The sequence below is a fragment of the uncultured Hyphomicrobium sp. genome (assembly GCF_902826555.1).
In the GTDB taxonomy this organism is placed as follows: Bacteria; Pseudomonadota; Alphaproteobacteria; order Rhizobiales; family Hyphomicrobiaceae; genus Hyphomicrobium_C.
The window spans coordinates 18,375-38,673 of record NZ_CADEFI010000009.1 but is presented as its reverse complement, the minus strand read 5'-3'; the positions used below and the strand labels follow the sequence as shown (position 1 = coordinate 38,673).

The 20,299-nt window shown below is 64.6% G+C and carries 23 protein-coding genes; 6 read left to right on the top strand and 17 right to left on the bottom strand.

From position 1 onward, the window contains the following. Window positions 1-37: 37 nt before the first annotated feature. Both gshB and QZV93_RS06255 read right to left on the bottom strand, forming a co-directional pair. Window positions 38-991, bottom strand: coding sequence for a glutathione synthase (gshB, locus tag QZV93_RS06260; RefSeq protein WP_295556894.1), 954 nt, complete (start codon window positions 989-991; stop codon window positions 38-40). Between the two features lie 193 nt (window positions 992-1,184). Continuing rightward, window positions 1,185-1,844: a pyridoxamine 5'-phosphate oxidase family protein gene (locus QZV93_RS06255; protein WP_295556892.1), complete on the bottom strand. Its 660-nt coding sequence runs from the start codon at window positions 1,842-1,844 to the stop codon at window positions 1,185-1,187. A 169-nt stretch (window positions 1,845-2,013) separates the two neighbouring features. On the opposite strand from QZV93_RS06255, the gene QZV93_RS06250 reads away from it, so the two are divergent. Further along, window positions 2,014-2,331 (top strand): hypothetical protein, encoded by a 318-nt coding sequence (locus QZV93_RS06250; RefSeq protein ID WP_295556891.1) that lies wholly within the window; start codon window positions 2,014-2,016, stop codon window positions 2,329-2,331. Window positions 2,332-2,413: 82 nt separating this feature from the next. Here the strand turns inward: QZV93_RS06250 and QZV93_RS06245 are convergent, their stop codons facing one another. The 3 genes from QZV93_RS06245 to rsmI all read right to left on the bottom strand — a co-directional run bounded on the left by QZV93_RS06245 (window position 2,414) and on the right by rsmI (window position 4,411). Then, a complete protein-coding gene (locus tag QZV93_RS06245) occupies window positions 2,414-2,956 on the bottom strand; it encodes an SRPBCC family protein (protein WP_295556890.1) in 543 nt (180 codons plus the stop codon). Between the two features lie 135 nt (window positions 2,957-3,091). After that, complete coding sequence (locus QZV93_RS06240) at window positions 3,092-3,481, bottom strand: YraN family protein (protein ID WP_295556889.1); 390 nt, start codon at window positions 3,479-3,481, stop codon at window positions 3,092-3,094. 3 nt (window positions 3,482-3,484) lie between these two features. Further along, entirely contained in the window at window positions 3,485-4,411 is a 927-nt protein-coding gene (rsmI, locus tag QZV93_RS06235; RefSeq protein WP_295556888.1) for a 16S rRNA (cytidine(1402)-2'-O)-methyltransferase, read from the bottom strand. Between the two features lie 192 nt (window positions 4,412-4,603). On the opposite strand from rsmI, the gene QZV93_RS06230 reads away from it, so the two are divergent. After that, window positions 4,604-5,824 carry a penicillin-binding protein activator gene (locus QZV93_RS06230; RefSeq protein WP_295556886.1) on the top strand — a complete coding sequence of 407 codons (1,221 nt, stop codon included), beginning with the start codon at window positions 4,604-4,606 and terminating at the stop codon, window positions 5,822-5,824. An 18-nt stretch (window positions 5,825-5,842) separates the two neighbouring features. Here QZV93_RS06230 and QZV93_RS06225 read toward each other — a convergent pair whose 3' ends face one another. The 4 genes from QZV93_RS06225 to QZV93_RS06210 form a co-directional block, all read right to left on the bottom strand. Next, window positions 5,843-6,376, bottom strand: coding sequence for a hypothetical protein (locus QZV93_RS06225; RefSeq protein ID WP_295556885.1), 534 nt, complete (start codon window positions 6,374-6,376; stop codon window positions 5,843-5,845). Window positions 6,377-6,621: 245 nt separating this feature from the next. Next, window positions 6,622-7,893 (bottom strand): DUF1287 domain-containing protein, encoded by a 1,272-nt coding sequence (locus QZV93_RS06220; RefSeq protein ID WP_295556884.1) that lies wholly within the window; start codon window positions 7,891-7,893, stop codon window positions 6,622-6,624. A 320-nt stretch (window positions 7,894-8,213) separates the two neighbouring features. Beyond that, window positions 8,214-9,122 (bottom strand): tRNA glutamyl-Q(34) synthetase GluQRS, encoded by a 909-nt coding sequence (gluQRS, locus tag QZV93_RS06215; protein ID WP_295556883.1) that lies wholly within the window; start codon window positions 9,120-9,122, stop codon window positions 8,214-8,216. A gap of 31 nt (window positions 9,123-9,153) precedes the next feature. Beyond that, entirely contained in the window at window positions 9,154-9,663 is a 510-nt protein-coding gene (locus tag QZV93_RS06210) for a hypothetical protein (RefSeq protein ID WP_295556882.1), read from the bottom strand. Between the two features lie 200 nt (window positions 9,664-9,863). On the opposite strand from QZV93_RS06210, the gene QZV93_RS06205 reads away from it, so the two are divergent. Beyond that, on the top strand, window positions 9,864-10,475 hold the full coding sequence (locus QZV93_RS06205; RefSeq protein WP_295556880.1) for a DNA-3-methyladenine glycosylase 2 family protein: 612 nt from the start codon (window positions 9,864-9,866) through the stop codon (window positions 10,473-10,475). A gap of 180 nt (window positions 10,476-10,655) precedes the next feature. Continuing rightward, on the top strand, window positions 10,656-11,216 hold the full coding sequence (locus QZV93_RS06200) for an HNH endonuclease (protein ID WP_295556878.1): 561 nt from the start codon (window positions 10,656-10,658) through the stop codon (window positions 11,214-11,216). A 278-nt stretch (window positions 11,217-11,494) separates the two neighbouring features. Here QZV93_RS06200 and QZV93_RS06195 read toward each other — a convergent pair whose 3' ends face one another. The 8 genes from QZV93_RS06195 to rph form a co-directional block, all read right to left on the bottom strand. Then, on the bottom strand, window positions 11,495-11,710 hold the full coding sequence (locus QZV93_RS06195) for a hypothetical protein (protein WP_295556877.1): 216 nt from the start codon (window positions 11,708-11,710) through the stop codon (window positions 11,495-11,497). Window positions 11,711-12,718: 1,008 nt separating this feature from the next. Next, window positions 12,719-13,237 carry a disulfide bond formation protein B gene (locus QZV93_RS06190; RefSeq protein WP_295556875.1) on the bottom strand — a complete coding sequence of 173 codons (519 nt, stop codon included), beginning with the start codon at window positions 13,235-13,237 and terminating at the stop codon, window positions 12,719-12,721. Between the two features lie 76 nt (window positions 13,238-13,313). After that, window positions 13,314-13,895: a YqaA family protein gene (locus tag QZV93_RS06185; RefSeq protein ID WP_295556873.1), complete on the bottom strand. Its 582-nt coding sequence runs from the start codon at window positions 13,893-13,895 to the stop codon at window positions 13,314-13,316. Between the two features lie 40 nt (window positions 13,896-13,935). After that, on the bottom strand, window positions 13,936-15,261 hold the full coding sequence (gene hemW / locus QZV93_RS06180) for a radical SAM family heme chaperone HemW (RefSeq protein WP_295556871.1): 1,326 nt from the start codon (window positions 15,259-15,261) through the stop codon (window positions 13,936-13,938). 74 nt (window positions 15,262-15,335) lie between these two features. Next, window positions 15,336-16,214 carry an RdgB/HAM1 family non-canonical purine NTP pyrophosphatase gene (rdgB, locus tag QZV93_RS06175; RefSeq protein WP_295556870.1) on the bottom strand — a complete coding sequence of 293 codons (879 nt, stop codon included), beginning with the start codon at window positions 16,212-16,214 and terminating at the stop codon, window positions 15,336-15,338. Next, window positions 16,211-16,624, bottom strand: coding sequence for a VOC family protein (locus tag QZV93_RS06170; RefSeq protein ID WP_295556868.1), 414 nt, complete (start codon window positions 16,622-16,624; stop codon window positions 16,211-16,213). The genes rdgB and QZV93_RS06170 overlap by 4 nt, the downstream gene beginning before the upstream one ends. Beyond that, complete coding sequence (locus QZV93_RS06165; RefSeq protein WP_295556866.1) at window positions 16,609-17,037, bottom strand: DUF1772 domain-containing protein; 429 nt, start codon at window positions 17,035-17,037, stop codon at window positions 16,609-16,611. The genes QZV93_RS06170 and QZV93_RS06165 overlap by 16 nt, the downstream gene beginning before the upstream one ends. A gap of 81 nt (window positions 17,038-17,118) precedes the next feature. After that, entirely contained in the window at window positions 17,119-17,832 is a 714-nt protein-coding gene (gene rph / locus QZV93_RS06160) for a ribonuclease PH (protein ID WP_295556864.1), read from the bottom strand. A 218-nt stretch (window positions 17,833-18,050) separates the two neighbouring features. On the opposite strand from rph, the gene hrcA reads away from it, so the two are divergent. Together hrcA and grpE are read left to right on the top strand one after the other, a co-directional pair. Beyond that, a complete protein-coding gene (hrcA, locus tag QZV93_RS06155; protein ID WP_295556862.1) occupies window positions 18,051-19,130 on the top strand; it encodes a heat-inducible transcriptional repressor HrcA in 1,080 nt (359 codons plus the stop codon). A gap of 105 nt (window positions 19,131-19,235) precedes the next feature. Further along, window positions 19,236-19,919: a nucleotide exchange factor GrpE gene (grpE, locus tag QZV93_RS06150; protein WP_295556860.1), complete on the top strand. Its 684-nt coding sequence runs from the start codon at window positions 19,236-19,238 to the stop codon at window positions 19,917-19,919. Window positions 19,920-20,299 lie beyond the last annotated feature (380 nt).

Below are 20,299 nucleotides of genomic sequence, written 5' to 3'. Positions count from 1 at the left end.
TCGCGCTGGAGCGCCGGGCACCCGTTTGCAGCTGCCGTCAAGACGCCTTGACCGCGACCTTGTCCTCGATGGCATCCCAGATCAGGGCGGCGATGTCGGCACCGCCGAACGCCTTCACTTGGCGAATGCCGGTGGGCGACGTGACGTTGATCTCGGTCAGATAGCCGCCGATGACGTCGATGCCGGTGAAGATCAAGCCGCGGCGCTTGAGCTCGGGGCCAAGGCGGGCGCAGATCTCGCGCTCGCGCTCGGTCAACTCCGTCTTTGCCGCCGTGCCGCCGACGTGCAGGTTAGAGCGGGTTTCGCCTTCGGCCGGCACGCGGTTGATGGCTCCGGCGTATTCTCCGTCGACAAGGATAATGCGCTTGTCGCCGTCGCGGACTTCGGCGCGATACTCCTGCACCATGAACGGCTCGCGAAACACGGTCTGGAACAGCTCGACGAGCGAACCGAGGTTGGTATCCTCGGGGCGGATGCGAAACACGCTGGCGCCGCCGTTGCCGTAGAGCGGCTTCAGGATGATGTCCTTGTGCGTGCGGCGGAAGGCCAGAACGTCGTCGATCGAGCGCGTGACGAGGGTTGCGGGCATCAGGTCCAGGAAGTCGAGCACGAAGATCTTCTCTGGCGCGTTGCGTACGTGCGCGGGATCGTTGACGACAAGCGTCTTCGGGTGGATGCGCTCGAGCAAGTGCGTGGTGGTGATGTAGGCCATGTCGAACGGCGGATCCTGACGCAGCAGCACGACGTCCCAGGATGCGAGGTTCTCGCGGCTGTGGCGGCCAAGCCGATAGTGGTCGCCAATCTTGTCGACCACGCTCAAGGCGTGACCGGCGGCGATCAGGTCGCGGCCGTTGAGGGCGAGGTTCTGCGGCGTGTAGTAGAAGATCTCGTGCCCGCGCCGCTCCGCTTCGAGCAGGATGGCGAACGTGCTGTCGCCGCGGATGTCGATCCGCTCGATGGGGTCCATCTGGCAGGCAACGCGAAGGGGCATGGACGTGCTCTCGGGAAGGCTCAAGATCGGCCAAGGCTTAGCACGAGATGCCCATATGCGTGCAAGGTCGCGTGCTCGTCACCGGCGCGGGTCTGTGCGGGACGACGCCCAGCAGTGCGTACGCGCCGTTAATCTTGACGGTGCGTGACAAGATCGCGTGGAACGAAAAGCACGTTGCCCGGTGATGGCGGGCTCAGACTTTGTCGTCGCCCGCGAGGACGTGACCCATCCATTCGTCCTGGCTGATGTGGCCCGCCTTTTCGACGGCCGCGAGCTCGTGGGGCCGCAGGATGTCCTGCAGGCCGTCGATGCGTTTCCATTCGCAGAGCGGTGTTTCCGTCTCGGCGCGCGGCACGTAGCGGGACGTGGTCTCTTTTTTGTAGCGGTGCACGTAGCGCGGGCAGTTCATCCAGACGTCGGAGACCGTGACCTTTACCGCGAGCTCCGCTTCCTTGAAGTGGGCACGCAGGGCGCCGTCTTTCACCAGCTCGGCGCGGCCCTGGAGGCGCAGCCGGAACGGCTTCTCGAAATCGATGAACAGGCAGCCGATCTCCGCGTGAGCGGCGATGTTGCCCATGGAGAAGTACATGCCGTTGCCGTCGTAGCTGGGGAAGGCGATGGTCTGCGGATCGATGACCCGTACGAAGCCCGGGGCGCCGCCTTTGTAAGAGACCGTCGGGCGGCCCTGGTGGTCCACGGTCGAGAGGAAGAACATGTCACGGCTTTCGATGAAGCCGCGCGCGAGGTCATCGATCTCCGTCTTGGCGGCGATCAGCTCGATCCGATCGGCCATCGCCCGGCTCGCGAAATGATCCTGCAACTCCCTGTGCTGCGGTCCGTACAGGCGGCTCATGTGCTTCCTCCTCTCGTTTCGTTTTGTCCTGCTCTTTCCGAATTCTGGCAGGACGTCTCAACGCTTTATTAACTTTGAGGCGTTCATTTTAATTCCAGTCACCCGTGAGACAGCGAGCGCCTGCACATCCAAGTACGTTCTGCGTCATGCAAGGCCAATGGAGATCGCCATGACGCCGTCGACCCTGATCAAGTCCACCTCTGCCCGCGCCGCCTTCGTCGCTGTCGTGCTGACGGGTGCGCTTACCTCGCAGGCCGGCGCTGTGAGCCTCGGCGTCAAGCTCGCCTGCGCCTCGGATTACTACTCCTACTGCAGCCAGCACCCGGTGGGTAGTACGGCTGTGCGCCAGTGCATGCGCTCCCATGGTGCGCAGTTGTCGAAGCGCTGCGTCAGTGCGCTGATCGGCGCGGGCGAGGTCTCGCAGGCGGAGGTCAACCGCCGGCGCGCGGCGAAGGCAGGCAAGGCCGTGACGGCTTCCGCGCAGTAAGGTTTCATGTCGCGAACGAATTCGGGCGCGATCCGCGAGGATCGCGCCCTTTGCATTGCTCAATCGTGATGCGGTCTCGACGCTATTTCTTGTCGTCGTCGTCGCCCTTTGTGCCGTACTTTTCCTTGATGCTGTCGATGCCGGCCTTGAAGACGCCGTCTATGGTTGCGCGGGCGTCCTTGTCGTCCTTACCGTCGGCAGCGTCATAGGTGGCGCTCCAGACGACGTTGATCTCGTCGAGGTCGTCGTCATCGGGCGTCACCGAGAATTGAGCCTCGTAGTTCTTTACCGGGAACGGGCTCGTGAGAATGATGTAACGGTAGCTCGTGGCGCCGGTGTCTACGAGTTTCTCGTCGATCTTGCCGCCGTCCTTCAAAGTCAGCGTGCGGAAGGTATCATCACCTTCCTTGCGCTCCTCGCAGGCGGCTACGGCCGGGTGCCAGTCCTTGATGGCGCACCATCCGCCGACCTTCTCCCATAGCGCTTTGCGCTCGGCCTCGGTTTTCGTCTCGTCGACGTTGATCTCGAGCTTTTTGGCCGAGACGAGGCTCGCGGCTGAGGCCGTCCCGGCTCCAATAAACAAGGCCCCGGTGGCCAACATCAGCGCGACAGTCGACTTTCTCATCGTGATTTCCTCCACATGCCTCGATTGGGTTTCGCATGGTCCCCATGTTATAGTGTAGCGTATAATTCATCACGGATGCGACCGGGAAGACCCTGCAATCACACATCTTCGTGTTCTTTGAGTGTGGTGGGCCGCCTAAAGCCCGTTCTCGATGTGCTCGGGCCAGCGCCGGGAGACCACGAATACGAGGTCGAAGGCGATGTCGTGGTGCTGGTAGCGCTCATGACGCGCCAGCCAGAGGCCGGCAGCGCGGCGAATGCGCTCGCGCTGGGTGGCGGTCACGGCCGCTTCGGCGGCCTCCCGCGAGGCCCGCTGCTTGACCTCGACAAATGCCAGGCGGCGGCCGCGGACGGCAATGATGTCGATCTCGCCGAGTGGGGTTTTTTGCCGTCTGCCGAGGATGCGATAGCCGCGCAGGCGTAGAGCGAGCGCCGCCATCCATTCCGCCCGCGAACCCCTCCGGTTGCGGACCCGCCGCTCCTCCCGCCGTCTGTCGCTCGCGGTCGGCACGGGGCGGAGGGTCATCGATCAGCTCCGCGGGCCGCGTTTCATGGCAAGGGCCAAATCGTAGACGCGCGCCTTGGGAATGTGCAGCGCGTCGGCGACAACGCGGGAGGCGTCGCGGAGGCTGAGGTCTTCGAGAGCGGGGGTCAGCTTCGCCTCGATCATGGCATCGCTGACCTCGATGTCTCCGGGCGGGGCGACGACGATCACGACCTCGCCCTTGGGCGGATTGCTCTCGAAGTCCTGGGCAAGGTCCGCGAGCGGCGCGCGGCGCACCTCTTCGTGCAGCTTGGTCAATTCGCGCGCCACCGCGGCCGGGCGGTTTCCGAGTACAGCAGCAAGATCGGCGAGCGTCTGAGCCAGCCGGGTCGGTGCTTCGAAAAAGACCAGCGTGCCGGGGACGGCCGCGAGCTCCGCGGCCCGAGATTTTCGCGCACCTCCTTTGGCAGGAAGAAATCCCGCGAAGAAAAAGGCGTCGGTCGGCTGCCCCGCAACGCTCAGCGCCGCAAGGGTGGCAGAGGGACCGGGAATGGCCGTGACCAAGTGGCCGCGCGCGGTCGCCTCACGCACGAGCTTGAAGCCAGGGTCGGATACCAGCGGTGTACCGGCGTCGCTGATGAGGGCGACGACACGGCCATCGTCGAGATCTTTGAGAACGCGGGGGCGCTGCTCGTCGGCGTTGTGCTCATGGTAGGGACGGAGGGGCGCGCGGATGGCGTAGTGTGCGAGCAGTGTGCGGCTGTGGCGCGTGTCCTCGCAGTAGATCACGTCGGCGCGTGCAAGAGTGGCCACGGCGCGTAGCGTGATGTCGGCCAGGTGGCCGATCGGCGTCGCGACGAGATAGAGGCCGGGAGCCAGGGGCAGGCCGATCTGGCGCTCGATCTCGAATGCGACCCTAGCCGTTGTCGCAGGCGCATCGTTGGTCGAATTCTCCGGTTCCTCATCGCTCATCGGCACGCCTTGGATGGGTTGTGCGCGACAGTGTCGCGGCTTTCCTGTTTCCCGCCTCAGCCGGGGAAAAGCCAGGACTTATTCAACACGTGCAACAAATTTCGCTTCACCGCCGGTAGCTGAGCCTGTAACCAGAACCTCCAACACACGAGCAGATCGTGAGCGTATCCGAGTGGTCATGGGGCTTCCTGCGTGACGAGCCTGTGGCGGAAGATCGTGTGTGCCGGCGTGGCCGCCCTTGCGGCCGGCCTCGTGGGGGCCTGTGCCACCAATCTCAACGGCTCGTCCTCTTCGACATCGGCGCTGGGTGAGCAGAAACCTCCGCTCGCCGACGGTAAACCGCAAAAGCCGGTTCGCATCGGCATGCTGCTCACGCTTTCGGGCTATGGGCCGCAGGCCGTCACGGCCAAGGGCATGAAGCAGGCGGGGGAGCTGGCGCTATTCGAGCTCGACAACGCGCTCGTTCAACTCATCGTCAAGGATGACCGGGGGACGCCCGAGGGTGCCGCGCAGGCCGCTCAAGAGGCCATCGGCGAGGGCGCAGAAATCATCGTCGGGCCGATTACGGGTGCCGCGACGAGCGCGGTCGCACCGGTTGCACGCAAATCGAGCGTGCCGGTGCTGACGTTGTCCAACGACAGGCGCGTGGCCGGCAACGGCGTCTACATGATGAGCGTGCTGCCCGAACAGGAGGTCGATCGCGTCGTTGCCTATGCAGTGAGCCGCGGCAAGCGCCGGTTTGCGGCTCTGGTGCCCGACGATGCCTACGGTCAGGTGGTGGAACCGGCGTTTCGGCAGGCGGTGCAACGCAGCGGCGGCATGGTCGGTTCGGTTGGCCGCTATCCGCTCGAGGCGAACGCGATGTTGGACCCGGTGCGGGCGCTCGCGGACGAGGTGAAGCAAAGCGCGGATACGGCGGCGCCGATCGACGCCGTCCTGATTGCGGCCGGGCCCGAGATGCTGCCGCAGATCGATCCGGTTCTGACCTACGCCGGAATTGGCGGAGGGCGCATTCAATTGCTCGGCACGGGCGGCTGGGATTTTCCGAGTGCCGGGCGCAACGGTGCCTTCGTGGGTGGCTGGTATCCCGGTTCGGATCCGCATGGTTGGACGGACTTCGCGCAGCGCTTCTCGCGCTCGTTCGGGCAGTCGCCGCCCAAGCTCGCGAGTCTGGCCTATGATGCGGTCAGCATCGCCATCACGTTGTCGTCGGCGGAACCCGGGCAACGGTTCACGCCGGCAGCGTTGACGCGTCCGGCTGGATTTACGGGTGTCGAAGGGAGTATCCGCCTGCGGTCGGACGGGACGCCGGAACGCGGACTGGCGGTGCTCGAGCTGCAGACGTTCGGAGGCAACGTGCTCGAACCGGCGCCGATGGTGGCGCCCGACGGCAGGGCTACGGCAGCGCGGTAGAGAGGGGATCCAGACCGTCTAAGCGGCGGTTCTGACGCGGCTCTTAGGACGCGTGGCTTCGTTCTGCCGCGACAACTCGAGGAGCGCCTCGATCGAGGTCTCAAGCGCTGCCGGATCGTGAAGAACTTGGATGTTGTCGTCCTTGAAGGGCGCGTACGTCATCATCGGCCGCAGCTCCTCGCGCATGCGATCCAGGACATAGGTCAGGGCATCCAGCTGCTCTGCGGCGGCTTTGTGCATGGCAACTGCCGTCTGCGCCCCGGCTCCGGCGGCCGTCAGCGGCTCGGTGGCGAGGGCCCAGGCCTCGGGCTCGTCGAGCGGCGGGACCTCGCGGTGCAGCGCGATTGCGGGGGCCGGGGCGACCGGCTCTGCCGCCTTGCCACGTTGCAGGAGCGTCCGAAGATCCAAGGCGGCGGCTTTGCCGGCGAGCCGGTGAATGCCACGGGCGACCGCGTTGGCGCGCTTCGGCAGTCGCCGAGCCTCGTCGACGACGAAAAACATCAGATCCTCGAACCAGAACGGCCCGGGCGGATTGATGCGGAAGCCAAGCATTCGGAAATCCCATTCCTGCTCGAGGCGACGCGAATCCGGAACGCGGTGCGCATTTGCGGCGCGGCGTGGTTTCGCGGCATTTCGGTGGGCGGTCGAAAGCTGAGCTTATTCGCACCTTTAGGCAAGCGCGTTTTCATGCCGTCTCGTTTTCTCGGCGCCCGCGAAAACGAAACAATCCTGAAATGGTATGGCTAATGATCGATTAACGGAAAGGCTGGCCGATACAATTCGGAGGCGTCGTGCCGCTATGGGTTGCGCGCGTCGCGGGGCGGGCTGCGAGAGGCGGGGTACGAGGCCGGCAGGACCGGTGCAGCCGAGCCGATGACCGGGCTCACGCCGCTGTTGTCCGCGCGAGCGGCGTTCCGCGTCGTGGCGGGGCCGCGATAGCGGAAGTGGCCCGTGATCTCGTCCACGAACAACGCATCCTCGAGCTGCGGGCCCCAACCGCGATTGTGCACGATCATCAGCCGTCCCGACGGTGCCGTGACAGACGACACGATGGCAATGTGGGCGCGCGTGCGCTGGTTCTGCGGGCGGTAGTAGGTGACGATATCGCCGGGGCGGTAGTCCTCGGGGAATGTGGTGACGGGCAGGCTCTCGCCTTCCTTCGCGAAGAAGCGGCGAAGGACCTCGGTACGGCGCTGGTCGATGTTGGTGTCGCCGCTGCCGGCGCGGGCTTGGTGCACGAGTGCCTGCAAGTCGAGGCCCAACGCGCGATAGGCGCGCACAATGACGTCGGTGCAGACGCCGAACAGCGTGTTCACGTCGCCCATGGGATAGGAGATGCTGCGATAGGCGTCGTTGTAGATGACGAAGGCGCCGGCTTGGGCTTCGGCGGCTTGCGCGAGACGCAGCCCGAAGGTCTCGGCGCCGAGGCTCTGGGGGGCGTCATCGCGGGCCACGAACGATACCGGCGTTGCCGTCCTTTTGGCGTCGTCGATCGAGCAAATTCCGGCGCGAATGGGCTTTCCGCCCTCATCGGCCTCGAAGGAGTCGATGGGGTCGGGTGTGAGCGGCCGGATGCTCCGGTGGAGGTCGCCGGCGGGCGCGAGCAGTGCAAGACGGGTTTCGGCGGGCGCTACGGCAGGGCTCGCAGCGACGGCTTGCGGGAGTGCGGTGTTGTCTGCGCTCGGTTCCAGCACGATCTCGGGGGCCAAAGCCGATTTCGTCATGGCGGTCATCGGCGATGGTGTGAGTGTGAGCGACGGGCCTGGCAATGAGCGGGCTTCGCTCTCGGAGCGAACGGGAGCCAGGGCGGTGCGGATGGGGGCTGCTTCGCGGGCGACAAGTCGTGGCGCGGGCGGCATCTCGGCTGTGAGGCTCGGGCGGACAGGTGCGATTTCGACGTCGGGAATGGCGACGGCCGTCAGGTAGCTCTGCAGCGTGCGCACGGATTGATGGACGACGATGGCGGACGCGACGAGCAGAAACGGCAGAAACAGAAGCAGCAGGGCTTGGCGCTCGTCGTGCGAATAGGGGAGGGAGAAAGCGCGCGCCTCGGCACGGAGACGGTGCAAACTGAGACCGAGCTCGGTCGGCGCGACGCGACGGGCGAGGCGTCTAAAGTCTGCTCGCCCCGCATTAGCGAAGCGGGCGAGCGCACGCCTCGCGGAGACCGCCGCGTGCCCGGCGGTGGCGAGAACGTCCTCGAAATGGGGTTTTCTGGGTGGCGTCCATGCGCGCCTCGGCGCAGCCACATCGCTTCTCGTGCGGTGCTGATTAGCTTTCTGCCGTGGCTTGCGCGGCTGCTTCTTCACCTGAGAGGCCTGAAACGAGAAAGTAAACAGTTTCTAAAGTCTAGGTGACAACCCGATGGTCTACCATCGTAAAAATTGGTTTACGAAAGATTCCCTTCGACGTTCTGTGGCGGCAATCCCACGCGCTGTCGGATCTGCAACTTGCTCATGCCTTTTTCGCGAAGCTGGCGAAGGGACGTGTCGCCGGCGCTTTTCGAGAGCTTATGGCCATCGGCATCCGTCAACAGGCGGTGGTGGTGATAGATGGGCTCGGGGAGGCCGAGGATCACTTGCAGGAGGCGGTGCAGGCTCGTCGCCGCATAGAGGTCGCGACCGCGCGTCACGTGCGTCACGCCCTGGCGCCCGTCGTCAACGGTGACGGCAAGATGGTAGCTCGCCGGCACATCCTTGCGCACGATGACGGCATCGCCCCAGTCGGCGGGATCCATTTCGATGGTCTCCGCGCGTCCCTGCTCGTCCAGCTCCCGGAACGAAATACGGCGCTTGCCCGTGATGCCTTCAAGCGCGTCGAGGGCGCGGTCCATGTGAAAGCGCAATGCGAACGGCTCATCGCGAGAAAGACGTGCGGCGATCTCCTCTTTCGGCAGGTGCTTGTGAAGCCCAGGATAGAGCGGCGTGCCGTCTGGATCGAGCGCCGGCGGGGTTGGCGCGGTCTCCGTCGCCTCACTGATTTCGGATCGCGTGGCAAAGCACGGGTAGAGGAGGCCGAGCTTCAGCAGCCAGTCGGCGGCTTTGCCGTAGGTGGTGAAATGCTCGCTCTGGCGCAGCACCGGCTCCTCCCATGTGATGCCGAGCCAGGCGAGATCGTCGAAGATCTGCGAGACGTACTCCTCGCGGCAGCGCGTGGTGTCGATGTCCTCGATGCGCACGAGGAAGCGGCCGCCGAGCCGCTCCGCCATGTCGAAGCCGACGAGGGCGGAGAGCGCGTGGCCGAGGTGCAACTCGCCGTTCGGGGAGGGTGCGAAACGCAGGACAGGCCGCGTGGTCATGTTGGGCTCGCCGTGTCCCATGTGTGTGCGATCAATCGCATTGCCCGGTCCGGCCGGCGCCAGGCGAATAGGTGGGCGCGATGGCTTCGACGATGCGATCATAGATGTGGCGCTCGGAGACCGGATAGAGCAGCGCCCAACTGTTGATGTAGCGTCCGTTGCAGGTGAAGCTGACGCGTTCGTAGAAATGCATGGTGCCGCGCGTGCCGGAAACGACGAAGTAGCGCTTCTTGACCGGTGCGTAATCGAGATCGGCGCCGCTGTAGTTCTCGCTCAGGATCTGGTCACGATATTCGGCGAGTGTCGCAGCGGCCTCGTTGTCGAAGGCGCCAATGAGGAGACGGGCGCCGCCATCGCGGGAGACGAGGACATGGCCGTCCTCGGCGGATACGCTCTGGCTCGGCATGAAGACCGAGCCGGGGTAGGCGATCATGAAGCCGTAGCGCTCGCTTTGAATGGTCTCCCATTGCGCGAGCTTGACGCGTGCTGCCTGGCTGCCGGTCGCAAGCGTCAGGGCAACGCCCGCCAAACCGAGGATCATTGCATTTCTCGACCAGCGCCCTTTCCGGTTGTGCCGCATCACACCACCTCACCACCTGAAGGCGAGACATTCTCATCTCGCGTTCTTCACCCTACTTTGGCATGTGGAGAACGAAAAGCGGTGAGCGTGTTCCAGCCATGCCGAAGCAAGCCCGTCCACAAAAAGCAATTCTGCGAACCGTCTCGCGCGGTCGCCCGCGCGTGATCGAAACCGACGGAGACATCCGCGCGGGTGCCCGGGCGCTGGGCAAGCTCTGTCCCGTGATGAAGCGCGTGCACGGGCTTGTCGGCGATCCGCCGTTGCGCCGCCACGTCTCCGGGTTTGTCGGACTGGCGCAGGTCGTGGTCAGCCAGCAGCTCTCGACTGCGAGCGCCAATGCGATCTGGAAACGCACGGCTCTCGCCGTCGACCCGTTCGATGCGCCGAACCTGCTTGCGATGGACGTCGGAACGCTGAGAGGGGCGGGGCTGTCCGTGGGCAAGGTCAGGACGCTGCGTGCCGCGGCGGAAGCGATCGCGAGCGGTGCGCTCGATCTGGAGACGCCGGTGGCGGATGATGAGTTGCGCGCCAGTCTCCTGGCGATCACCGGCATCGGGCCGTGGACGGCTGACATCTACACCCTGTTCTGTCTTGGCCATGCCGACGGTTTTGCATCCGGCGACCTTGCGCTTCAGGTTGCGGCGCAGCGCGCATTCGGGCTCGGTACGAGACCCAGTGCGGGCGAGCTCGAGCAGATCGCGGAGCGCTGGCGGCCCTGGCGTGGGGTTGCCGCCCGGCTGCTCTGGTCGTTCTACGCGCATCGCGATTCGTGAGGCCGCGCGGTCATCCGATCGGCCATTTTTCCCGTATAAATCACGATCATCTTACTGATCCGACGCAGAAAGTTCTCCTGTGGGCGGGGGCCTTCACAGAGCTGACACGCGTCGCTAGTATCCGCACCCGAAAGCGGGGGTGACGCCCCGATTCGACAAGAACCGACTGGAAGCAAGCTTGTGAATGCTCATGCTGCCACGCCGGAGTCGTTTCCGGCACTGGTTCTCAACGCCGACTTCCGGCCCCTGAGCTACTACCCGTTGTCGCTCTGGAGCTGGCAGGAGTCGGTGAAGGCTGTCTTTTTGGATCGCGTCAACATCGTCTCCGAGTACGACCGTACGGTCCGGAGCACCAGTTTCGAGATGCGGCTTCCTTCCGTCGTCTCGCTCAAAACCTACGTCAAACCAGCGCTTTACCCGGCCTTCACGCGGTTCAACGTGTTCCTGCGTGACCGGTTCTCCTGCCAGTACTGCAATTCGCGCGAGGACCTGACGTTCGACCATCTGATCCCGCGCTCGCGCGGCGGCCAGACGCGCTGGGACAACGTGGTGACGGCGTGCGCGCCGTGCAACCTCAAGAAGGGTGGTGCGATGCCGTGGGATGCGGGCATGCGTCCGCATCAGATGCCGTACCGGCCGACGGTGTTCGAACTGCACCGCAACGGACGGCTGTTCCCGCCCAACTACCTGCACGACAGCTGGCTCGACTATCTCTACTGGGATACCGAACTCGAGCCTTAGCTCGGTTACTCGGCTTTGCCGTCATCCCAGGCCTTGGGCCTGGAAGCGGGTTTTGCGGCAACCGCCGTTTTCACCCCCAATGGTCCGCTGAGATCTGGATCCTCGGGACAAGTCCGAGGACGACAGTCAAGTCACGGGCTGGCGGTGTGGCTCGCATAAAAAAAGGCCCCGTTGCCGGGGCCAGAGATTGGAAGGTCTAACGTGTAACCAACGGGCACGCGGGAGCGCGTGCCCTGCAGGCTCAACCGGGGCCTCTAAGCTCCGGCCGGTCGCCTGGTTCAAGCGGCCCGCTTCTGGCCGCGCGCGCAGAGCGTGAAGGCGATGGCCTCGACGGCCTTTCCCCAATCCGCAGCGTCGGGGGACGTCACATCTGCGCCGAAGGCGCGCATGGCATCCTCGGCCGTTCCGCCGTCGCGGAAGAAGCGCGCGCAGGACTGGCGCGCAATGCCGACGGCCTGATGCCACTCTAGCGGATTGATATGTGCGGGGATCATCGATCGCTCCTCAATTCTACTGCTACGCAAAGGGGGGCAAGCACACCGGCGTCTTCAGTGCCACTACGCGCGACCGGTTCATGCGGCACCAACTGGGACTGCTCGTCAGGTGCTCGGTATGCTTGCCTTTTCGTTGGAGGCCAGCGATAGGCTTGGCCTCCTAAATCTCATGGTCGAGCTACGCACTACCCCGGGCTTCGACCGCGGCCCGTGTTATTTTCCGATGCTTTCGGCGGCTGGGGCTGTCCGCTCACCACGGGCTGCCTCGAGAACGCAACCGACAACATCACTCAAGGAACGCCACGCACTCTCTTCAACCGGCATTTTCTCACTCACACTTGCTACGCGGCCCGGCAGAACGCGCGCGTCAAAGCTCTCGCTTTCACGCCTACGCCAGGGGACGCAAACTCTACGATTGGGTGGCGAGCCGCTCGGAGATACACACGAACTTTTTCGTCCGAGCGGCTCGCTTCATTCTGTCGAACACGCCGACAAGCGTGTCTCTGGGGGATGCAGGGGGGTACGCAGTTACTCTCGGTACGCCTGTACGCCACTCACTGGTACGCAACTCACGCTTACGCAACGCAACGGCACTCGGTACGCTACTGACGCAACGCTCACTCAACGGGTTCCGAACGACGGAACGGACACTTGTTGAAAACTCGAGCACGGAGCGGGGGAGCTCGTCTCTCGTTTGCCTCGACACTGGGGAGGTTGCAGTTTCCGGCGGCACATCCCGCTGCTGTTGCAGCATGGACTCACCTGACCTCGACTTCCCTTCCCACCGCGGTACGCTCACAACAGAAGTTCCTTTTGTGTTCCGCGAATGAGACCAATTAACCGTGACACTGTGGCCACGCGAAGGCGCAAACTTGGCCTCTGCGCGATATGATGTTGACAAGATGCGATGCGGCCACACGGCTATCGCGCAAGAGCTTCAGCGGCCAACATATTTGTTCGACCGGCGTCTCTTGTTGATAACCAGAAGGCGTTGAAAACGCGGACGGATCAATCCCGCGCGCTTGCCGCAAGGAAGGCGGCCTTGAGGGCGAGCGCGAAGGCCGCCAGCGAGGCGATCACGTTCCAGCCCGCCATGGAGAGGCCGGCAAAGGTCCACGCCGCCTCGTCGCAGCGCGGGACGCGGATGGAGTCGAGACTACCGAGGAGATCCGACGCGTCGGTCGGAAGCGGCAATGCGGTGCCGCAGGTGTCCGGTCCCGGCCAAAATTTCCATTCAACGCCGGCGTGATAGCCAGCAAGCCCAGCGTTGGCCAGGAACGCGAGGGCGACGGCGAAGAAGATGAAGCCGGCGAGACGAGGCATCTCGGCGACAAGCGCCATGGCGACGAACAGCAGTGGAATGCCGGCGTAATAGGCGTAGCGCTGCATCAGGCACAGCGGGCACGGCGCGTAGCCGCCAAGGTACTGGAAGGCGAGAGCGGTCAGGATGACCGCTGCCGCAAGGAAAAGGGTGAGGCCGCCGTAGCGGTACGCAGCGCTGCGCTCGGGCGTATCGAATGTCAGCATACTCTCCGCTCCAGGCCCAATCTCTTGACGAGACGATGGTTCGCGCGCCGGCCCGACAGGCCCGAGCGATCGTGATTCAGAACACGTACTTAATGGCGATGAAGCCCAATACCAGCAAGACGACGAATACGGTTGTCACGAGGCTCAGGCGCTTCTCGATGAAGTCGCGGATCGGATCGCCGAAGAAGTAGAGAAGGCCGGCGACGAGATAGAAGCGCATGGCCCGGGCGATGACGCTCGCGACCATGAACTCGATCAGCGGCATGTGTGTCACGCCGGCGGTGATGGTCAGCACCTTGTATGGAAACGGTGTCATGCCCTTGATGATCAGGATCCAGACGCCCCATTCGTTGAACCAGCTCGTGAACTCGCCGAAACTCTCGGCCTTGCCGTAGAACTCGAGGATCGGCTGGCCGATCTGCTCGAAGAAAAAGTAACCGATCATGTAGCCGAACACGCCGCCGATGACGGAGCCTATGGTGGCAATGGTTGCGTACCACCAGGCCTTGAGCCGATTTGCCAGCACCATCGGCACCAGCATGACGTCCGGCGGGATCGGGAAGAACGAGCTTTCGATGAACGACACCCAGAAGAGCGCGTGAGGCGCGCGGGAAGAGTTGGCCTTCGCCATCATCCAATCGTACAGCCGCCGCATCATCGCTTGCGTGCTCCCCCCAGAAAGGTGTGCCTGTGGCTGATTAGTGGGCGGCAGGCCGGTTGTCCATTGCGGCGCATTCGTCGTGGTGAAGCGCGGGCGTCACGGGATCGAAGCCTGCCGACAATTCGAGCACGAGCTGGTTGAGAAGGAAGCGGCCGGCCTTGGTGGCGCGGATGCGGCCGAGGGGTGCGGGCCGTGCAACGCCCGCAGGTGCGAGGCCCGGCCCCAGGCAGGCGCGGATCTCGTCCAGGCCCGGCTCGCTCGAAGCAGCGCGCGCGGGAAGCCGCTCGATGAGGTCCTGGCTCATCAGGCCGGAGACGACGGTAGGCCGGGGTGCCACACCGCCGATGCGGGCCAGCGCGTCGAGGTCCAGTCCCTCGTCGAGCCTCAGGCCCATGAGCAGCATTTCGTCGGCGCGCGCGGCCGGCGACAAACTCTCCGTGTCGGCGATGCCGTGGCCTTTCTCCTCGACGAGCGCCAGCCAGCGCTCGGGATTGCGCTCGGTCATCGTCGCGAGGTGGGCGTCCGGCGCGTTCAGGCGGCCGTGGGCGCCCGGTCCGACGCCCACGTATTCGTGGTAGCGCCAGTAAAGGAGATTGTGCCGGCTCTCCTCGCCGGGGCGCGCATGGTTCGAGATTTCGTATTGGGCGAGGCCGGAGGCCGCGGTCAGCTCCTGTGTCAGCTCATAAAGGTCGTGAGCGTCCTGGGCGGCAGGGATGACGAGCCGGCCTTTAGCGTAGAGATCGGCGAAGCGCGTCTCGGGCTCGATGGTGAGCTGGTAGAGCGAGAGATGCCCCCTCGCCATGGCGAGGGCTTCGGCGAGCTCGTCGCGCCAGCTCTCGAGCGTCTGCTCGGGGCGCGCGTAAATGAGGTCGAAGGAGACGCGGTCGAAGGTGCGGTGTGCAATGGCGACGGCGGCTTTGGCTTCGTCGACCGAGTGGATGCGGCCGAGGCGTTTCAAGTCGGCGTCGCGCAGAGATTGCACGCCGATCGAGACCCGGTTGACGCCGGCTGCGCGGTAGCCGGCGAAGCGGGCGGCTTCCACGCTTCCGGGATTGGCTTCGAGCGTGATCTCGGCGCCGGGTGCGACCGGCCAGAGAGCCCCGATATGATCGAGGATGGCCGCGACCGTTTCCGGCTTCATCAGGGAGGGTGTGCCGCCGCCGAAGAAGATGGAAGAGACGGTTCTCGGTTTGCCCGCGATGAGGTGCGCGGTGTGATCGAGCTCGCGCTTGTAGGCCGCCAGATAGCGCGGCTCGTCCCACCCGCCGAAGCGGACATGGCTATTGAAATCGCAGTAGGGACACTTCTGCGCGCAGAACGGCCAGTGGATGTAGACGCCGAAACCCGGCTCGTCGTGGGACACGTCGCTCGGTGCTCTCTATGCCGGATCGATTTCGATCCGGTTATGGTTCGCCACTCGCCGCCTGCCGTTGTCCTCTATCGGCTGGCGGCAAGCAAGGCGCGCGCCAGCGTGCGCCAGCGCGGCTCTGCGTCGGGAACGTCGGTCGAAGCCACCGCCGTTTCAAGGGCGGCGAGGAAGGTTGCGATATCGTGTGCGCTCCAGGAGGCGCCGTTGCGGGCCAGATCCTCGCGGAGGCCGGCGACAAAGCGTGCCAATTCCAGTTGCGTCGACAGATTGCGGGCGGCGGCCTCGAGACCTTCGAGGTCGCGTCCTTTTCCGGCGGCGGCATTGGCTTTCGGGACGTGCTCCAGGCAATCGCGCTTGAAGGCCTCGAACGCGCGCGTGCGGTGGGAGACAGCGTATTTTGCTTCCGGCTCCATCTCGCCGAATGTCTGGCTTGCGCCGTCGGGCACGAACATCGGATCGTATCCGAAACCGTTGCCACCGCGGGCCGGCCAACGCAGCGTGCCGAACACACGCCCGACGAACAGACGGTGCTCGCCGGTCGGCCAGGCGAGGCACAACACGGAAATGAAGTTTGCGCGCGGCGGCAGGCCGTCCCAGGCCCCTTTCTCGGCGAGGGCGTCGTGGACGCGCTCCATGGCGAGGGCGAAATCCTTGCCGGGGCCGGCCCAGCGGGCGGAGTAAATACCGGGTGCGCCGCCGAGCGCGTCGACCTCGAGGCCCGAGTCGTCGGCGAGCGACGGCAAGCCCGATGCCTCGGCGGCGGCGAGTGCCTTGAGGCGCGCGTTGCCCTCGAACGTCGGCTCCGTCTCCTCGGGCTCGATGAGCTTGAGATCGCCGGCAGAGATGGCATCGAAGCCGTAGGGGGCGATCAGCTGCTTTATCTCCCACACCTTGCCGGGATTGTGGCTGGCGACGACGAGGCGGCTGCCGGGTTCGAGCTGCTTCATGCCTCGATCCCCCAAATCTTCGGTTCCGCGAATTCGACGGAGTTGCCAGCGGGATCGCGCACATAGATGGAGCGGCCACCGCCGGGCCATTCGAAGTCAGCCTCGATGGGAACGCCAACGTCGGCGAAGCGGTGGCGCCATTCGCGGAGCTGGGCGGTGTCGGCGGCGAAGCAGACGTGCCCTTGGCCTTCGGCGCCATGGTTGGGCACGGGCAGCGCGCCTGCTCCTGGCTTTTTGGTGGCATCGGGATTGAAGATCAGGAGCATCTGGTTCTCGAGCTTGAAGAAGACGTGCCGCCCTTCGGCCTTCGCATGCATGCTCAGGCCGAGCACGCGTCCGTAAAAGTCCTCGGCGGCGGCAAGATCCGGCGCGTAGAGCACAGTTTCCAAGACTTTCAGTTGAGCGCCCATAGGAAAACCGATGTGGAAACGGCCCCGAGGACGGTGCGCACGGCGTGGAGGCCGCCCCATTTCTGGATCAGCTCGCGCGTCACGGGACCGGCGGATTCCGGGGGAGTCATGTTGAGACGATAGTTTGTCGGCATGATCACGAACAGCGTGAATGGCCAGTTGACGAGCAGCACGAGGGCGCCTGCAAGCCAACGCCAATCTCCCGTGAGCCACCAGGTTCCGGCGCCCAGCAGGAAGCCGATGACGGCGAGGGAGGCCTGCATCGCGAACCCGCGCGCATAGCTCGGTTTCCACTGGGTCAGAAGTGCGCGGTTGTCGAGCGTCAAGCGCGCCGGCTGCTCGGCGAAGTTGATGTAGAATGCCGCGCCGGTGAATAGGGCTGCAACGGTCAGGGCCATGTGTCCAGTGAGCATGGAGCTCCTTTTCTCGGGCAGGGCGACGCTGGCGACAGACCGCATGTTTTGCGGTCTATGCGCTCTGTCTGCCGCCGCGCCTCAGGCGACGGTCAGCTTCTGCAGCTCGACGAGTTCCGCGATGCCCTTCTTCGCGAGCGCCATCAGTTGGTCGAAGCTTTCCTGGCTGAAGGCCACGGTTTCGGCCGTGCCTTGCACCTCGACGATGCCGCCGGCGCCGGTCATGACGAAGTTGGAATCCGCATCCGCCGCAGAGTCCTCGGCATAATCGAGGTCCAAAACAGGCGAGCCCTTGTAGAGGCCTGCGGAGACGGCCGCGACGTGGTCGCGCAGAACGCCGTCCTTCACCATGTCACGCAGCTTCATCCACTGGATGCAATCGTAGAGCGCCACCCAGGCGCCGGTGATGGCGGCAGTGCGCGTCCCGCCGTCGGCCTGAATGACGTCGCAGTCGATGGAGATCTGACGCTCGCCGAGCTTCGGCAGATCGACAACGGCGCGGAGCGCGCGGCCGATCAGACGCTGGATTTCCTGCGTGCGGCCGGACTGGTTGCCAACGCTCGCCTCGCGGCGCGTGCGCTCGCTGGTGGCGCGCGGGAGCATGCCGTACTCTGCAGTCACCCAGCCGCGACCCTGGCCCTTGAGCCACGGCGGAATTCGCTCCTCCAGGCTGGCCGTGCAGAGCACGTGGGTATTGCCGAACTTGATCAGGCACGAGCCTTCGGCGTGCATGGATACGGCGCGCTCGAGAGAAACGCGGCGAAGCTCGCCTGGCTGGCGTTTGGACGGGCGCATGTTAGCTCTATATTGTTGCGGATGGCGTGCCGCCGGGTCGTGGGGCGCGCTCCCCGTCCACCCGGCCGTGCTTTGGCGCGACCCTACGGGAGCGGCCTTGCCGGATCAACCTCAATCACATGCCCGCCCTGGGGCGGTGCTCAAGGTTACCAGTGGGCTCGGCGGCTCTTGCATTGACGAGCCGGTCCGCCATTTTTAGGCTCCTTGCGCCAGCGTCGATGAAAGTGCGAAATCTGCCGATGTCCGAAGCTCAGTCCGAGATCAAAAAGCTCAGCGAGCGCTCGCGCGCCATTCTTCGGCAGATCGTCGACAGTTATCTGGCGACGGGCGAGCCGGTTGGCTCGCGCAATCTGTCGCGTGTCCTGCCGATGGCGCTCTCACCGGCGTCGATCCGCAACGTCATGAGCGATCTCGAGCATGCGGGGCTGATCTATGCGCCGCATACCTCAGCGGGGCGGTTGCCGACGCACTCGGGGCTCAGGATGTTCGTCGACGGGCTGCTCGAGGTCGGAGACCTCTCCGAGGAGGAGCGGCGCCAGATCGAGGCGCAGATCGCCGTCAAGCGCAGCAAGTCGCTCGATCAGGTGCTGAGGGAAGCGGGCGAGATGATCTCGGGTCTCTCGCACTGCGCCGGCGTGGTGCTGGCGGAAAAGCAGGTGGCCCGCCTCAAGCACATCGACTTCGTTCCCATCGATCCGCTGCGGGCGCTGGTGGTGCTTGTCGACGAGGATCAGAATGTCGAGAACCGCCTGATCGACATTCCGGCCGGGCTGCCGCCGTCGGCGCTGGTCGAGGCTGCCAATTATCTCAACGCGAGCATTCGCGGGCTCACGATCGGGGAGGCGCGCGCCTCCGTCGAGACGGAGCTCGGGAAGGCGCGGGCCGAGCTCGACAAGCTGACGCAGAAGGTGATCAAGGCGGGACTTGCCGAATGGTCCGGCACCGTCGACGACCGCAAGAGCCTCATCGTGCGCGGGCAGGCGAACCTGCTCAAAGATTTGACCGCAATCGAGGATCTGGAACGGATCCGGCAACTGTTCGACGATCTAGAGACCAAACGCGACCTGTCGCAGATCCTCGGGCTTGCCGAGCATGCCGAGGGCGTGCGTATTTTCATCGGCTCGGAGAACAAGTTGTTCTCGTTGTCGGGATCGTCGCTGATCGTGGCGCCGTTCCACGATACCGAGCGCAAGGTGGTTGGAGTTCTCGGCGTCATCGGTCCGACGCGTCTCAACTATGCGCGAATCATACCGATGGTGGACTACACGGCCCGACTGGTGAGCCGTGTCCTGACTTGATTTTTTCATCTTAGGGGCTGATATCGGGCCCATCTTCGGCGGCTCTGCAAGGCTGGTATCCGGCCCGGGCGCTGCCCCCCCTCTTTTTTGAGACGTGGAGCTTCAATGGCTGACGAGACGACAAATCCCAACGACCCTGGCTCCAAGGAGGGCGGGACGCCAGGATCCGAAACCAAGGCACCGTTTCAAGCTGCGGCCGAGCCGGGGCAAGAGGCCGACCGCCTCGCGGCCGAGGTCGATCTTCTCCAGGGCCAGATTGCCGACCTCACGGACCGCCTTCTGCGCGCGCACGCGGAGATGGACAACATTCGCAAGCGCGCCGAGCGCGAGCGCGAGGAAACCGCCAAGTACGCGATTACCAAGTTCGCGCGTGACGTGGTGACGGTTGCCGACAATTTCGAGCGCGCCATTCAGGCGGTGCCAGGCGAAGCGGTCGAGGAGAGCAGCGCGCTCAAAAGCCTGGTCGACGGCGTTAGCATGACGGAGCGCGAGTTCATCAACGTACTGGAGCGGAACGGCGTCAAGCGCGTCAATCCGAAGGGCGAGCCGTTCAATCCGCATCAGCATCAGGCGATGATGGAAATGCAGAACGCGGAGGTGCCGCCGGGCACCATCCTGGACGTGTTCCAATGCGGCTACGTCATCGACGATCGCGTGCTCAGGCCGGCGATGGTGGTGGTGGCCAAGGGCGGGCCGAAAGCTGGGAAGAGCGAGACTTCGGCTGGCGCCGACGGTACGGCTCAAGCGTCCGACGGTCCGCGTTCCGGCGACGACACGGACGCCTCGTAGAACGGCGGAAGGCCAGGCCGGTGGCGCGACAGGTGGGCGAGGTATCAAATGGGACCGATCGGTAACAGTTGATCAGGCAAGTAAAGCTCAGCCCGCGTCGCGGCACCTGCGCTCGCCGCTGCCAAGTCGTCGCTTGTGGCGCCAAAGGTCTTGCGTCCGCGCCTGTGAGAAGTGTTAAACCAAGAGCCCCAAAATTGATCGTGCGGCGGTTTCGTCGGCCCGTTGCGTGCCGAAAAGCCCACCCTATATAACCGCGCATCATCAATTGTTCTCCTGGGGACCGTACTCCAGACCTCCATCCGGAGGCGAAGAGACACAACCGGGCGCCGGCCTAGCAAAGGGTCCGGACGGTCTGCCGCAACGAAGAGGAATTTCGGAGA

Bases quoted from the DNA above. Each gene is read 5' to 3' on its own strand.
- QZV93_RS06170 (WP_295556868.1), bottom strand. From the start codon at position 16,624: ATGGGCGCTCAACTGAAAGTCTTGGAAACTGTGCTCTACGCGCCGGAT.
- rdgB (WP_295556870.1), bottom strand. From the start codon at position 16,214: ATGAAGCAGCTCGAACCCGGCAGCCGCCTCGTCGTCGCCAGCCACAAT.
- rsmI (WP_295556888.1), bottom strand. From the start codon at position 4,411: ATGAGCGATGAGGAACCGGAGAATTCGACCAACGATGCGCCTGCGACA.
- QZV93_RS06245 (WP_295556890.1), bottom strand. From the start codon at position 2,956: ATGAGAAAGTCGACTGTCGCGCTGATGTTGGCCACCGGGGCCTTGTTT.
- QZV93_RS06255 (WP_295556892.1), bottom strand. From the start codon at position 1,844: ATGAGCCGCCTGTACGGACCGCAGCACAGGGAGTTGCAGGATCATTTC.
- gluQRS (WP_295556883.1), bottom strand. From the start codon at position 9,122: ATGACCACGCGGCCTGTCCTGCGTTTCGCACCCTCCCCGAACGGCGAG.
- QZV93_RS06195 (WP_295556877.1), bottom strand. From the start codon at position 11,710: ATGATCCCCGCACATATCAATCCGCTAGAGTGGCATCAGGCCGTCGGC.
- QZV93_RS06165 (WP_295556866.1), bottom strand. From the start codon at position 17,037: ATGCTCACTGGACACATGGCCCTGACCGTTGCAGCCCTATTCACCGGC.
- rph (WP_295556864.1), bottom strand. From the start codon at position 17,832: ATGCGCCCGTCCAAACGCCAGCCAGGCGAGCTTCGCCGCGTTTCTCTC.
- QZV93_RS06250 (WP_295556891.1), top strand. From the start codon at position 2,014: ATGACGCCGTCGACCCTGATCAAGTCCACCTCTGCCCGCGCCGCCTTC.
- QZV93_RS06210 (WP_295556882.1), bottom strand. From the start codon at position 9,663: ATGATCCTCGGTTTGGCGGGCGTTGCCCTGACGCTTGCGACCGGCAGC.
- hrcA (WP_295556862.1), top strand. From the start codon at position 18,051: ATGAAAGTGCGAAATCTGCCGATGTCCGAAGCTCAGTCCGAGATCAAA.
- QZV93_RS06240 (WP_295556889.1), bottom strand. From the start codon at position 3,481: ATGACCCTCCGCCCCGTGCCGACCGCGAGCGACAGACGGCGGGAGGAG.
- QZV93_RS06185 (WP_295556873.1), bottom strand. From the start codon at position 13,895: ATGATGCGGCGGCTGTACGATTGGATGATGGCGAAGGCCAACTCTTCC.
- QZV93_RS06190 (WP_295556875.1), bottom strand. From the start codon at position 13,237: ATGCTGACATTCGATACGCCCGAGCGCAGCGCTGCGTACCGCTACGGC.
- gshB (WP_295556894.1), bottom strand. From the start codon at position 991: ATGCCCCTTCGCGTTGCCTGCCAGATGGACCCCATCGAGCGGATCGAC.
- QZV93_RS06225 (WP_295556885.1), bottom strand. From the start codon at position 6,376: ATGCTTGGCTTCCGCATCAATCCGCCCGGGCCGTTCTGGTTCGAGGAT.
- grpE (WP_295556860.1), top strand. From the start codon at position 19,236: ATGGCTGACGAGACGACAAATCCCAACGACCCTGGCTCCAAGGAGGGC.